Origin of the sequence: Peptostreptococcus russellii (assembly GCF_900110295.1) — a bacterium.
GTDB classification, from domain to species: Bacteria; Bacillota; Clostridia; order Peptostreptococcales; family Peptostreptococcaceae; genus Peptostreptococcus; species Peptostreptococcus russellii_A.
On the sequence record NZ_FODF01000001.1, the window covers coordinates 166,525 to 180,636 of the forward strand.

Sequence of the window (14,112 nt, forward strand, 5' to 3'; positions counted from 1 at the left end):
AAAATAATTTAAGATATATCTTTTATTGCTGTTTTAACCAATAAATAAAACTTTATGATAGTTAAAAATCTTTATAAAGTTATTATTGTATGGTATAATTATGGGATGTATAGAAATATTATTTGAATAGGAGGTAGGGGTAACCCAAGAAATTATGAGTAAAGAATTAGCTGAGTTATTATTCCCAGATATTGATAAAACAATAGAATATTATGAAGAACTATATCCAAAAAGAGAGCTGGAAAAAAAGGCAAAGGTTACTAGATTGGGACCAAGTCCAACTGGATTTATACATTTAGGAAACTTATATGGTGCTCTTGTAGATGAAAGAATGGCACATTTAAGTGGTGGACCAATGCTTCTTAGAATAGAAGATACAGACCACAAGAGAAAGGTAGAAGGATCAGAGGAGCTTATTATAAACTCACTGAAGTTCTTTGGTATAGAGTTTGATGAAGGTGTTACTCTTGACGGCGAAAAAGGAATTTACGGTCCTTATAGACAGAGTGACAGAAAAGAAATATATCAGACAGCTGCAAAATATCTTACAGAAAAAGGATTTGCATATCCTTCTTTCATAACTGAGGAAGAAATGGCAAAACTTAGAGAGCAGCAAGAAAAAGAAGGTGTGAACACTGGATATTACGGAAAGTGGGCTACAGACAGAAATCTTACTTTAGAACAGATAAAAGAAAAGATTGATGCTAATGAACCATGGACATTGAGACTTAAGTCAAGTGGAGATCCCGAAGTAGCAATGAAGTTTAAAGATGGTATACGTGGTGAGATAACTGTTAGACAGAATAATCTTGATGTTGTAATTTTAAAGAACAATGGAATACCTACATATCATTTTGCTCACGTTGTTGATGATCATTTTATGAGAATAACAGATGTTGTAAGAGGTGAAGAATGGCTTTCTACTTTACCAATACATTTAGAACTATTCTATGTAATGGGATGGAAGAGACCTAACTACAATCATACTGCTCATCTTATGAAGATAGAAGATAGTGGAAAGAAGAGAAAGCTTTCAAAGAGAAAAGATCCAGAACTTTCTTTAGAATACTATATGAGAGATGGTTATTTCCCAGAAGCTGTAACTGAATATCTTATGACTTTAATGAATTCAAATTATGAAGAATGGAGAATGAAAAATCCAGATGCAGCATATACTGATTTCAACTTTAAGACAAAGAATATGAGTTCTTCAGGGGCTTTATTTGATTTAAATAAGCTAAATGATATATCAAAGGATGTTCTAGTAAAGATGTCTGTAGAAAAAATAATGGACTTTATGCTTGACTGGTCATCTAAGTTTAATAAGGATGCTCATGAAAAGCTTACAAAGTATCATGACGATTTAATAAAGCTTCTTTCAATAGGAAGGGGTGGGAAGAAACCTAGAAAGGATCTTATGAATTGCACTCAGATAATGGATTTTATAGGATATTATTTTGATGAAGGTTTCGAACACAGAGATTCACTTCCAGAAAGAGTTTCTAAAGAAGATGCTAAAAATATAGTTACAGAGTATCTTAAAATGTATAATCAGGAAGATACAAATGAAGAGTGGTTTGAAAAGATAAAAGAAATAACAGATAAAAATGGATTTACATCAAACAATAAAGAGTTTAAAAAGAATCCAGAAGCCTTCAAGGGAAATGTTACAGACGTATCAACAGCAGTTAGACTAGCAGTAGTTGGTAGAACTCAGTCACCTGACTTATGGAGCATACAGCAAATAATGGGTGAAGAAAGAGTTAAGGCAAGAATTAGAAAGTTTCTTGAAACATTATAATTTATAAATAGAAAAAATGACATAAATAAATATGTAGAAAAGAAGAGTTCATATTTTTGGCTCTTCTTTTTTATATTTATTATATTATAGAGTTAACTATCGATCTATTTTTACATTGTAGATACTTTTAAAATAACTTTTAAAAAATTATGTAAGAAGTTTGCATTTTTTAATTTTATAATCATTAAATAATATCCATATATTAGAAAATACGTACAAAAACTTTACAAATGAACAATAAAATTCAATAAACAAAAACAAAATACGAACAATAAATAGGCAAAATAGGTTGTATAATTCGATAAAAAGGCTTTTTTAAGGGGTATTTATAAAAAAAATAAAAAAAAATACGAATTTACTATTGCAATATTTTACAAATACGAATAAAATAGAGATGTAAGGTAAAAAACATACGAATTTTTTATTTTTAGAATATTATTATATAGGGAGCTGATATCATGGAAAAATTAGAGCAATTATATGAAGGAAAAGCAAAGAAGGTATTTAAAACAGATGACAAGGACTATTTAATAGTATCATATAAAGATGATGCAACTGCATTTAACGGTCTTAAGAAGGGTACAATAATGGGTAAGGGCGTTATAAACAATCTTATGTCTAATCAGTTATTCCAGTACCTAGCTGAAAATGGAATAGAAACTCACTACGTAAAGACTTTAAATGACAGAGAAACTGTAGTGAAGGCTGTAGAAATAGTTCCACTAGAAGTAATAGTAAGAAACGTTGCAGCAGGAAGTTTTTCTAAGAGATTAGGTGTTGAAGAAGGTGTAGTATTCGAACAGCCTACAGTAGAGTTTTCTTATAAGAATGATGATTTAGGAGATCCACTAATTAATGATTCATTTGCGATCGCTCTAAAACTAGCAACTCAGGACGAAATAGATAAGATAAAATCAATGGCTTTAAAGGTAAATGAATTACTAAAAGCATATTTTTTAGAAAATAATATAAAATTAATAGATTTTAAGTTGGAGTTTGGTAGATTCCATGGGGACATAATATTAGCTGATGAAATATCTCCAGATACTTGCCGTCTTTGGGATAAGGAAACAAATACAAAGCTTGATAAGGACAGATTCAGAAGAGATATGGGCGATGTAGAGGGTGCATATCTTGAAGTAAGAAACCGTCTAGGATTTTAGGAGAGCATATGAGAGACGATATAATGACTGGTTTAAAAGAAGAGTGCGGAGTATTTGGTGCATATGATTTTGACGGCGAAGATATAGCATCATATATATACTATGGTTTATTTGCATTACAACACAGAGGGCAGGAAAATGCTGGTATATCTGTAACTAAGACAGCTGAAGATTGTAGAAATGTAACTTTTCATAAGGGACAAGGTCTTGTTAACGAAGTATTTGATAAAAAGACACTAAATTCTTTAAAGGGGAATTTAGGAGTTGGACATGTTAGATACTCTACAGCAGGTGGTCTTGGTATAGAATGTGCTCAACCTTTTGTTATACATTATATAAAGGGTATTCTTTCAATGGCACATAATGGTAATTTAACAAATGGTGCAGAACTTAAGAATGAGCTTGCTATGACAGGAGCGATATTTCAGACAACTACAGATTCTGAGGTAATAGCTTATCTTATAGCTAGAGAAAGATTACATACTTTATGTATAGAAGATGCTGTAAAGAGCGCAACTCAGAAGCTTCAGGGGGCATTTTCATTAGTAGTTTCTAGTCCAGCTAAGCTTATAGGTGCTAGAGATAGATTTGGATTTAGACCACTATGTATTGGTAAAAAAGATAATACTTATTTCCTAAGTTCTGAATCAGCAGCTTTAGACACAATAGGAGCTGAATTTATAAGAGATGTAGAGCCTGGAGAAATTGTTACTATAAAGGATGGAAAAATAGAATCAGACTATTTTGCAGAATCAAAAGAAAAGGCTAGATGTATATTTGAATATATTTATTTTGCAAGAACAGACAGCTGTATTGATGGTCAAAGCGTTTATTCTTCAAGAGTAAGAGCAGGGGAACTTTTAGCTGAAAACTATCCAGTAGATGCAGATCTTGTAGTAGGAGTACCTGAATCAGGTCTTGCAGCGGCAGTAGGCTATTCTCAAAAATCAGGAATACCATATGGTATGGCATTTTATAAGAACAGTTATGTGGGAAGAACATTTATAAAACCTAAGCAAAATGAGAGAACAGCAGGGGTAAAGGTTAAGCTTAATGTTATTACAGAAGTAGTAAAAGGTAAGAGAGTAGTAATGGTAGACGACTCTATAGTAAGGGGTACAACTATAAGAAATATAGTAAAGATGCTTAAAGAAGCAGGTGCTTTAGAGGTTCATGTTAGAGTGAGTTCTCCACCTTTTAGACATCCTTGTTATTATGGAACAGATGTACCAAGTAGAGATAATTTAGTTGCTGTAAATCATACAATTGAAGAAATAAGAGAAAGTATTGATGCAGATTCACTAGGATATCTTGATGAAAAAGATTTGCCAGAGCTATGTCCAGGATTAGAATTTTGTGACGCATGCTTTACAGGCAAATACAAGGGAGGAATTCCTTCAGACCCATCAAAGAGCGGTTGTTGTTCCTCAAAGTTAGTTTAAATTACAAATAAAAATAAAATATATTTTAAACCACCTAATTATTAAGTTATTAGGTGGTTTTTTATTATAGAAAAAAATATAGTAATTGTATAGTTAAGTCAAAAAAACTATAGCTAGATATATATTTTTAAAAAAATTTATTATATACATATTATATGATAATATATGGATATAGATAAGTAGGAGGTAGACTATGAAAAAGTTAATACTTGCTGGCGGAGGACATGGCCATATAAATATTTTAAAAGAGCTTATAAAAAATCCTTTGAATGATTATGAAATAATTTTAATAACTGACTATAAAAGGCAATACTATTCAGGAATGCTTCCTGGATTTATAGAGGGGATCTATACAGAAGATGAGATATCTTTCGACGTTGAAGATCTATGTAAAAAAGCAGGCGTTAAATATATAAATGAAAAAATAGTGAAAATAAGTGCAGAGGAAAAGTCTGTAACAACAATTCCTTTAAATAATGAAAAACTAAGCGATATTTTAGAAGGTGAGAACAAGAGAATGTATAAATTTGATTTTATATCTATGAATCTTGGATCATATGCCAAAAATACCTATCAAATAGCAAATAGTGCAAGTTATGTAAAGCCAATTTTTAGCGTGGTCGAATTTATGAAGAAAATTGATAGAGATATAGATAAGGAAAAAACAAAAAAGAAGAAAATGATTATTGTAGGTGGTGGTGCATCTGGAATTGAATTATCATATGCTTTTAGAGAAAGATATCCTAACTTTGAAATAGAAGTGTTTTCAAATAGTGATATTTTGCATAGATTTAATAAAAATACAAGAAAAAAGGCTAAAAAAGAACTTGTGCAAAAGAAAGTACTACTGCATACATATGAGCCTATAAAATCGGTTTCTAGCAAAGAAATCCTTACTAGTAGGGATAAGTATCAATATGATTATTTAATTGTTTCAAATGGTGTTACAGGGACTCCAATTGAATTTGAAGGTTATGAAGTAACAGATGAAAACTTTTTAAAGGTAGAAAATGATTTATGTGCAGATGAAAATAGTATAGCTATGGGGGATATGGTTTTTCTAAAAAAATACCCAAAAACTCCAAAAGCTGGGGTATTTGCTATTAGACAAGCACCTATTTTATATAAAAATCTTAGAAATATGTTGGATGGTATAAATGAAAGAGTGGAATATACTCCACAAAAAAAGTACTTACAGTTACTTAATTGCGGTTCTAGAAATGCAATTTTAAATTATGGAAAAAGATATTCTTTTAAAGGGAAAATTCCTTGGAAGATAAAAGACTATATAGATAGAGAATACATGAAAATATAATTTAATAAAAATCCCCTAACTTTAAAAAGAAAGGGGATTTTTTATATATTTTTATATATTAGTTTTAAAAATTACTTAATTACTGAGTTTATAAAATTTTTACTAATTGAATCGTTTCCACCAATGATATTTATATTTTTTATACTAGAATTTTGCAATAATTTGGATGTTGAAATATCATTTTCATTCACAAGAATTAGAGGCATATTAGTTTTTGGAATAATGGCACCTGATACAAGAGCATCAATACCTGTTACACCATTAGCAATATGTATAGATTTTGCATTGGGATATGCTAAGTTAGCTATCATTCTTGAAGTTTCATATCTATTCTCTCCAGCAATTCTGTTTGTTTTGAATTTGTTTAATGAATTTTCTACATTCCTGCTTACTGAGTTTGTTCCACCTATTATATGAACTTTTTTGATACTTTTAGTATTCATAAAATCAATGGCAGATTTATCTATTTTTTCTGGACTTGTAAGTATTACAGGTGCATTTACTTTAGTTGAAAAGTTTGCAACAGAAAGCCCATCTGCAATATTTGTTCCATCAACGACAAAGACTTCATCATATTTTGAGTCTTTGTACATCTGTTCGGCAAGTTTTATAGAAGTTTTATATCTATCTTCACCTGCAATTCTATTTACCTTTATTCCATTATTTTCAAGTTCCTTAACAACGTTTTCTCCTATAGAATTTTCTCCACCAACTATATCTACAGAACTTGTATTTAGTCTCTTTAACTCATCGAGAACGGATTTATCCAGAAAATCTTTACCTGAAAGTAGAATAGGAGAATCCAATCTCTTTGCATGAACAGGAGAAATAAGTGAATCCGCTAGTTGTGTTGATGAAACTAGAATCACTTTATCTGCATTTTTAAAATATTTTTTAGAAATTTCAGTAGCTGTATGAATTCTCGTTTTACCTTCAACACGAGAAATAGTTTTATCTTTACTATTTACTGAATTTGAATTGCCTGATGAGCTATGAGAAGGCGTTTCTATAAAAATCTTTTGCATTTCGTTGCTTTCAAATAACTTAGCATGTTCAGGATTACGAGATATAAGCTTTACAGTTACAATATTTTTTTCAGTATCCATATTATCTTTAAATGCCGCTTCGTCAAGTTTAATTAATGAATTAGGTAATTTAACCGCTTCTAAAAGACAACTTTTAAAAGCTCCATATTCTATTTCTTCTATGCCTTCTTCAAGTATAAGTTTTTTAGTATGTCTGAACTTTACATTTTCTTCAAATGCGAGTTTTCCAATCTTTTTTACACTTCCAGGGATTTTAATCTCTTTACATCTTTGTCCTGAAAATGCTTTATATTCAATAGTTTCAACACTAGATGGAATATGAAGTTCTGTAAGAGGAGCGCCAACGAATGCAGATTTTCCTATTCTCTTTACAGTATCAGGTATTTCAATATTCTTAAGATATATATTTCTTGAAAGAATACCATCAGGTATTTCGTCCATTCCTCTAGAGAACTTTATATTTTCTATAAGGTTAAGAGAGAAACATCCTGAACCCATCTTTGTTACTGAATCTGGAATTTTAAGATCCTTAAGTTGGTTTGCGTTGAAAGCTGAGTCTCCTATAGTTGTTAGAGACGAAGGAAGATCAACGTGGCTTAAATTATTTTGCCTAAAGGCACTATCCTCAATAACTTCTACTTTATCTGGTATTTTTACAGTTTTAAGTCCAAGTGGAGAAGATACGTCATCTGTTCTGTAAACAACACCTTCTGTAGTCATAAAGGCTTCTTTTCCTATAGCAGTAACAGGTTTTCCATCAGGAGTAGTGTCTGGTATTATAAGGAATTTATTAACCTTATACTTTTCAGCGCCTAATTTAGAATATCCTGTAATTTTAGAGCCTTCGTATGTGAAGTCATCTTTAGTCCATTTCATTTCTTCTTTTATTTCAAGACTTTTTATTGAATTTTTAAGTTCAGAAAGAGCATTATCTACATCAGTCTGTTCAGCATCGTCATTTTCAAATATCTTTTGAGCCTCAGCAAGAGCAGTCTTAAATTTGCTCCAGCTTTCTGCAGTATAAAGTTTTTCATTATAATCTCTGATATCCTTAATCTCATTTTCAAGACTTGTTTTTATAACATTAGCAGGCGAAAGATTCTTAATAGCATCATTAAGTTTCTTATTTGCATTGTCTATTTCTTTTTGATTAGAAGCTTCATTTTTAAATACTTTTTTTGCTTTATTAAGAACTTCATTCATTTTATTCCATGATTTTTCTTTGTATTCTTCAGGAATCAAGTTTAAAACAGATCTTATAGTAGAGAATAAAGGCTCTCTATTTATATTACTAGATACAAGGATAAACTTCTGGTATTCACTTGAGTACATATATGTGTCAGAAGTAAGATGCTTAGGATTTCTTGTATATAAATATACTTGTCCCTTTCCATCTTTTCCAGGATTATCCTTAAATACATAGTGTTTAATCTTAAACACACTATAAGGAATATGAACTTCCTCAAGCTTGTTATTCATAAAACTGTAGTTATCAATTTGAATTTTGGAAACATCATCGCTAATTTCAAGTTCAGAAATTTTATTGTTTTTAAAGGCTTCACTTCCTATTTTTAAAACAGATGCAGGAATATAAAGCTTTGTTATATCATTGTTTGCGAAAGCAAAAGTATCAATGGCAAATACACCATCTGGAATATGAAGCTCTGTAAGTTTATTATCTGCAAAAGCACTTGAATCAATGATAAATTTACTGTATCCATCTTTCATTTCAGGTAGAGTAAGTTTTTCAATTCCGAGATTGTTGAATGACTCTTTTCCTATACCCCTTATTTTCTTAATAACAGTTTTATCATTTTCTTTGATTTTAACTTCATAAGGTATTACAAGATGTTTTTCAGTCTTGATTTTTTCATGACCCTTCTTAGAAAGACCTGTTATAGCAAAGTAAGTAGGAGAATCTAATATTGTAGAAGGAATGTCTCCGTATGTGAAATCTTCAGAAGCCCATACTGATGATTCAGTATCAGATTTTGCAGCAATCTTGATTTTAACTGTAGTACTATTTGGATCAGAAGGGTTTATATTTGTTTCCAGCTCATTGGATTCATTAATATCAAATCTATCCAAGTTCCACTGAGGTTTTTCCTTAGAATCAACGATAGTATTTCCGTCTTTGTATGTTGTTGTTCCATAAGAGAATGGTATCTTCTTTAGCTTTTCTTCTAAATCTTTTTTAGAAATATTTTTATCTACCTTTAAAATACCAAGATCAACTACACTATTTTCAATTAAAAAAGATGTCTTAGTTATGAAAACTTCTCTGCTAGTTGGAACATGAAGAGGGGAATTGACTGAATTTATATTTCCCTCCATGATTTTAACTGGAGCACCTGCTTTAGAAATATTTAGCTTAACTTTTGGAGAATACTTAAGTGCTGAAGAACCAAGAAGTTCAAACTTTTCTCCAATATTCAATGTTCCTTCGAGGTTAGAACAGTTTTTAAAAGCGTCTCTATCTATTGAAAGAAGTGAATCTGGGAAGTTGAATTCAGTTAGACTTTTACAATTAGTAAAAGAATTGAACCCGATTTTTTTAAGTCCTTCATTGGCAACTATTGTTTTTACAGTAGAAGCTACGAAAGCAAGGTTATCAACTTCTTCTAATTCTTTGTTGAAGGTTACAGAGTCAATTTTGCTTTTAGAAAATGCCTGTTTACCTATTTTTTCAACAGTTACACCATCGATTTTTTCAGGAATAACTACGTCTTTATCAGTACCATTATACTTAGTAATAGTTTTTGTATCTTTATTAAAAATAAAGTTTGAAGCATCGGTTTCTTTATTTGTAGATACTGGATTTAATTTTATATTTATTTTTATTCTATCCAGTCCGCAAGTATCGCATCCTTCAAAATGTCCTGAAATGGTATTAGATTTGGATAAATTAAAATCATCAAGTTCCCATACAAGTGTATATGGTAAAGTAGAAAAGTCGTTTGTAGTGGAACCTATTTTGAAAGGAATTTTTTCAAGTTCTTTTTTCAACTCTTCTTTATTGATACTTTCTTTAACATCAATAGTTCCTAAATCTACTGAATAATTATCTTGATTACTTCCCTTAAAAGCACCTGAAGAAAGAAAAACATCTCTTGTATTAGGTAGGGAAATAGGAAGGTTAATATCATACAAATTATTTTCGTAGATAGCAATAGGAATACCCTTGTTAGCTATAGTAATCTTCATATTATTGCAACCTTTGAAAGCAGAGGTAAGGACTTTTTCAAGATTTTCCCCTAAAATTATTTCTCGTGAGATTTTAGTGCAATTTAAAAAAGCATATTTTCCTATGGATACTAAAGAATTTGGAAAATTTATATTTTCCAGGTTGGAGCAGTTAGAAAAAGCCCCATCACCAATTTTTTCTAGACCTTCGTTAAGAGCTACTGTTTTTACAGTAGAAAGTCCAAAAGCCCCATCACCAATTTCTTTCAATTCTTTGTTGAAGGTTACAGAGTCAATTTGGCTTTTAGAAAATGCCTGTCTACCTATTTTTTCAACAGCTACACCGTCAATTTTTTCAGGTATGACTACATCTTTGTCAGTACCTTTGTATTTTTTGATAGTTTTTATTCCTTTATCGAATTCAAAACTATCTTCAGATGTTTCAGCTTGTTCTGAAACAAGTTCATCTGTTATTTGTGAAAGATTTTCTTCAGCAGCAAATGAACCGACTGGCATCATTGAAATTGTTAACAATAATGACAGCAACGTTGTTGTAATTTTTTTCATTTTAATCCCCCTAATAATAAATTTTTTGAAAAAGTTAGAAAATATATATGATCTTCATAAATATTATAGTATATCTAAAATATAATAGGTGTATTTACATATAAATATACTTATATATAGAATAATTAAATGACATAACACTATAAAATAGAGATATTCTATATAATGATTATTTAATATTAAAAAAATAATAATCTTATCTATATAATTTGACATTTTACTCTGCTATAAATAAAATGATAAAATTGACTATATATCTAAAAATAGGTTATAATAAAGTTTAGTGTAAAATTAGACTAGGTACAGTAAAGAGAGGTAAAGCAATGATTTTGATTTTAGCAGAGAAACCTTCTGTAGCTAAAACTATAGCCTCTTTTTTAGATGCAAAAGCTAGGAAAGATGGTTACTTTGAAGGCAATGGTTACATAGTTACTTATGCAATAGGTCATCTTATATCGCTATATGATATGAAAGACTATGACAAAGAAAAGTATTCTGGATCTTGGAAGATGGAAAATTATCCATTTATACCAGCAGATAGGTTTAGATTTAAAGTAGATAAAAGTAAAAAGAAACAATTTAATATAGTAAAAAGTCTTATTAAGAGAAATGATATTGAGTATATTGTAAATGCTACGGATAATGATAGAGAGGGAGAACTTATATCTTTCCTTATTCTTATGATGGCTAAAAATAAAAAGCCTGTTAAACGTATACTTGTGAATGAGTGGACTCCAGAAGATATTACAAGAGGGATGTCTTCCCTGAAGTCAAATGAAGAAATGCGCAATATGCAGGCAGCAGGGTATACTAGACTTCTTACAGACTGGCTTATAGGAATTAATTTTACATGCATTGCTACATTAAAGTATGGAAATGGGAAAATGCTTAATATAGGAAGAGTTATTCTTCCAACTGTAAAATTAGTTTATGATAGAGATATGGAAATAAAGAATTTTGTTCCCAAAATCTACTATGAAGTAGAGGGAAAGTTTATGTCAAAAAATGGAGAATATATAGGTAAGTATCAAAAAGGCAAGGAGAATAGATTTGATACAATTGAAGATGCAAGAGCCTTAGTAGAAAGTATTAATTCTAAAAAGGCTATTATAAAATCTAAAAAAGTAACAAAATCAAAGGAGTTTTCTCCAAAACTTTTCTCACTTACATCACTGCAGGGATATATAACTTCTAAGTACGCTTCATTTACTTCAGATAAGGTTTTAAGTGTCTGTCAAAGTTTGTATGAAGGTAAGGGGAAAGGTGGTTTTATTACATATCCAAGAACGGATTCAATGTATTTGGAAGATAGTTTAGCAGGTAAAGTTGAGAAAACACTTAATATACTTAAAAATGGTCATCCATGTTCTGAAGAAATAAAGTTCTCTAAAAGCAAGAGAGTATTTGACTCATCTAAGGTAGAAAGTCATAGTGCAATTATACCTACATATATAGTTCCGAATTCTTTATCAGGGGATGAAAAAATAGTATACGAAGCAATTAGAGATAGATTTCTTTCTAATTTTATGCCTCCAGCAGAGTATGAAAATACAGAGATAAAAACAGATGCAGCAGGCAATGAATTTATTTCAAAAGGGAAGGTTCTTGTAAAAAAAGGATATCTTGCACTTGAAAATAAGGAAAGCAAGAGCAATCTCTTACCTAAAGTTGAAAAAGGAGAGGAAGTAGATATTATTGAAATTAAACCTGTTGAAAAAACTACTTCCCCACCTAAGTCATATACAGAAGATACTCTTCTAAAGGCAATGAAAAATTGTGGTAAAAATGTTCCAGAAGATGATACGACAGTTCTTTCTGGTTATTCGATAGGAACTTCTGCTACTAGGGCAGATGTATTGAAAAAAATTAGACAGGTAGGCTATGTTAATAAAAAGGGAAAGAGTTATTATATTACAGATTTGGGTATTAATCTTGTTGAGATTTTTCCTGTAAAGACACTTTTTGATGTTGATTTTACGGGTAAACTAGAAAAAAATCTTTTAGATATACAAAAGGGAACATTTAATAGAAAAGAATATTTAAATATGATTTGCAAGTTTGTATATGAAAATGTAAACAATATTAAGATGGGACCTGATGCAGCCATCAATACAGAAAAAATAGTATACAATCCAAAAACAAAGAAATTTGTGAAGGAAAGTGCTATGAAGATGAAGAGTAAATATTCAAACAAAATATCTACTGCATCAAGTGGTATAAAAAAAGAAACAGAAAATAATAAAAGTAGTAAGAGTAAAAAAAATATAGATGAAAAAACGGGACTTGAAATAATAGCAAGATGTCCTGAATGTGGTAAAAATATATTGGAGTCTAAGAAGGCATTTGCTTGTGAAAACTACAAAGAATGTGGATTTACCGTATGGAAGAATGATAAATTCTTGGCTTCTATGAAGAAAAAACCTAACAAAACTTTTATTAGGGCTTTATCTAGCAAAAAAATAGGAAAATTAAATGCTTTAACAGATTCAAGAGGGAATAAGTTTGATGCTAAATTTACCTATGTTATAGATGAGGGAAAAAGGCTAAGTCTTCGTATTTTGACCGACTAAATAAACTATGATATAATATTTCTGAAAAATTAAGGAGGAAGTATGGCTGAAAATAAATTAGCAGGAACAGGTTGTCAAGCACCTATTCCTGATGGAGATAAAAAAACACTTAAAGAAATAGAAAAAAGTATTACTAAAAGATATAGAAAGAAAATATGGTCGAAATTTATTAAGGCTATAAAAACATATAATCTTGTACAAGAAGGAGATAAAATAGCAGTTGCTATTTCTGGAGGTAAGGATAGTATTCTAATGGCAAAGATGTTCCAAGAGCTTCATAGACACTCTCCAGTTAACTTTGAAGTTGTTTATATAGCAATGGATCCAGGTTATCATGACAGTATTAGAAAGTTACTTGAAGAAAACTGTGAATATTTAGATATACCTATAGTTACCTTTGAATCACAAATTTTTGAAGTTGCAGATAGAATAGCAAGTGATTATCCGTGTTATATGTGCGCAAGAATGAGAAGAGGAGCTCTTTATGGAAAGGCGGAAGAATTAGGTTGTAATAAGTTGGCTTTAGGACATCATTTCGATGACGTAATAGAGACCACAATGTTGAATCTACTGTGTTCAGGCAACTTTAAAACTATGCTTCCTAGACTTCAATCTACTAATTTTAGTAATATAGAGCTTATAAGACCACTTTATTATATTAGAGAAGAAGACATAATAAAATGGATCAAATACACAGGTATATGGCCTTTAAATTGTGCTTGTATGGTCGCTGCAAAGAAAACAGGAAATAAAAGGTTTGAGATAAAAGATTTGATAAAAGATTTATCAAAGGACTTTGTTAATGTTGAAAAATCGATATTTAGAGCGGCTGAAAATGTGAATGTAGATTCTATATTAGGTTGGCAAATAGATGGAGAGAAACATAGTTTTATGGAAAGATTTACAGATGATATTAGCTTTGAAGAGGCAATGAGCAATAGAAAAGAAAATAAGTAATAGATAAAAATGATTTGTGAAGTTCAGTTTTGCAAGTAAATCTTTGACAATCATTATAGATGGAGGAA

The 14,112-nt window shown here is 30.3% G+C and carries 7 protein-coding genes; 6 read left to right on the forward strand and 1 reads right to left on the reverse strand.

The window, feature by feature from the left end; translation table 11 throughout:
- Positions 1-154 precede the first annotated feature (154 nt).
- From gltX to BMY82_RS00745, 4 genes are all read left to right on the forward strand, one after another.
- Positions 155-1,801 carry a glutamate--tRNA ligase gene (gene gltX, locus BMY82_RS00730; RefSeq protein WP_091973278.1) on the forward strand — a complete coding sequence of 549 codons (1,647 nt, stop codon included), beginning with the start codon at positions 155-157 and terminating at the stop codon, positions 1,799-1,801.
- Between the two features lie 458 nt (positions 1,802-2,259).
- Positions 2,260-2,964: a phosphoribosylaminoimidazolesuccinocarboxamide synthase gene (purC, locus tag BMY82_RS00735; RefSeq protein WP_091973282.1), complete on the forward strand. Its 705-nt coding sequence runs from the start codon at positions 2,260-2,262 to the stop codon at positions 2,962-2,964.
- Positions 2,965-2,972: 8 nt separating this feature from the next.
- Positions 2,973-4,406, forward strand: coding sequence for an amidophosphoribosyltransferase (gene purF, locus BMY82_RS00740; RefSeq protein WP_091973286.1), 1,434 nt, complete (start codon positions 2,973-2,975; stop codon positions 4,404-4,406).
- Between the two features lie 193 nt (positions 4,407-4,599).
- Positions 4,600-5,721 (forward strand): FAD-dependent oxidoreductase, encoded by a 1,122-nt coding sequence (locus tag BMY82_RS00745; RefSeq protein ID WP_091973290.1) that lies wholly within the window; start codon positions 4,600-4,602, stop codon positions 5,719-5,721.
- 71 nt (positions 5,722-5,792) lie between these two features.
- On the opposite strand, the gene BMY82_RS00750 is transcribed toward BMY82_RS00745, so the two are convergent.
- Positions 5,793-10,517 carry a leucine-rich repeat protein gene (locus BMY82_RS00750; protein WP_091973293.1) on the reverse strand — a complete coding sequence of 1,575 codons (4,725 nt, stop codon included), beginning with the start codon at positions 10,515-10,517 and terminating at the stop codon, positions 5,793-5,795.
- Positions 10,518-10,840: 323 nt separating this feature from the next.
- On the opposite strand from BMY82_RS00750, the gene BMY82_RS00755 reads away from it, so the two are divergent.
- A complete protein-coding gene (locus tag BMY82_RS00755) occupies positions 10,841-13,087 on the forward strand; it encodes a type IA DNA topoisomerase (RefSeq protein WP_091973298.1) in 2,247 nt (748 codons plus the stop codon).
- A 42-nt stretch (positions 13,088-13,129) separates the two neighbouring features.
- Positions 13,130-14,044 carry a tRNA 2-thiocytidine biosynthesis TtcA family protein gene (locus tag BMY82_RS00760; protein ID WP_091973301.1) on the forward strand — a complete coding sequence of 305 codons (915 nt, stop codon included), beginning with the start codon at positions 13,130-13,132 and terminating at the stop codon, positions 14,042-14,044.
- Positions 14,045-14,112: the final 68 nt, after the last annotated feature.

What these genes read in the sequence shown, in the direction of transcription:
- BMY82_RS00750 (WP_091973293.1), bottom strand. Translation starts at nt 10,517, where the DNA reads ATGAAAAAAATTACAACAACGTTGCTGTCATTATTGTTAACAATTTCA.
- purF (WP_091973286.1), top strand. Translation starts at nt 2,973, where the DNA reads ATGAGAGACGATATAATGACTGGTTTAAAAGAAGAGTGCGGAGTATTT.
- purC (WP_091973282.1), top strand. Translation starts at nt 2,260, where the DNA reads ATGGAAAAATTAGAGCAATTATATGAAGGAAAAGCAAAGAAGGTATTT.
- gltX (WP_091973278.1), top strand. Translation starts at nt 155, where the DNA reads ATGAGTAAAGAATTAGCTGAGTTATTATTCCCAGATATTGATAAAACA.
- BMY82_RS00745 (WP_091973290.1), top strand. Translation starts at nt 4,600, where the DNA reads ATGAAAAAGTTAATACTTGCTGGCGGAGGACATGGCCATATAAATATT.
- BMY82_RS00755 (WP_091973298.1), top strand. Translation starts at nt 10,841, where the DNA reads ATGATTTTGATTTTAGCAGAGAAACCTTCTGTAGCTAAAACTATAGCC.
- BMY82_RS00760 (WP_091973301.1), top strand. Translation starts at nt 13,130, where the DNA reads ATGGCTGAAAATAAATTAGCAGGAACAGGTTGTCAAGCACCTATTCCT.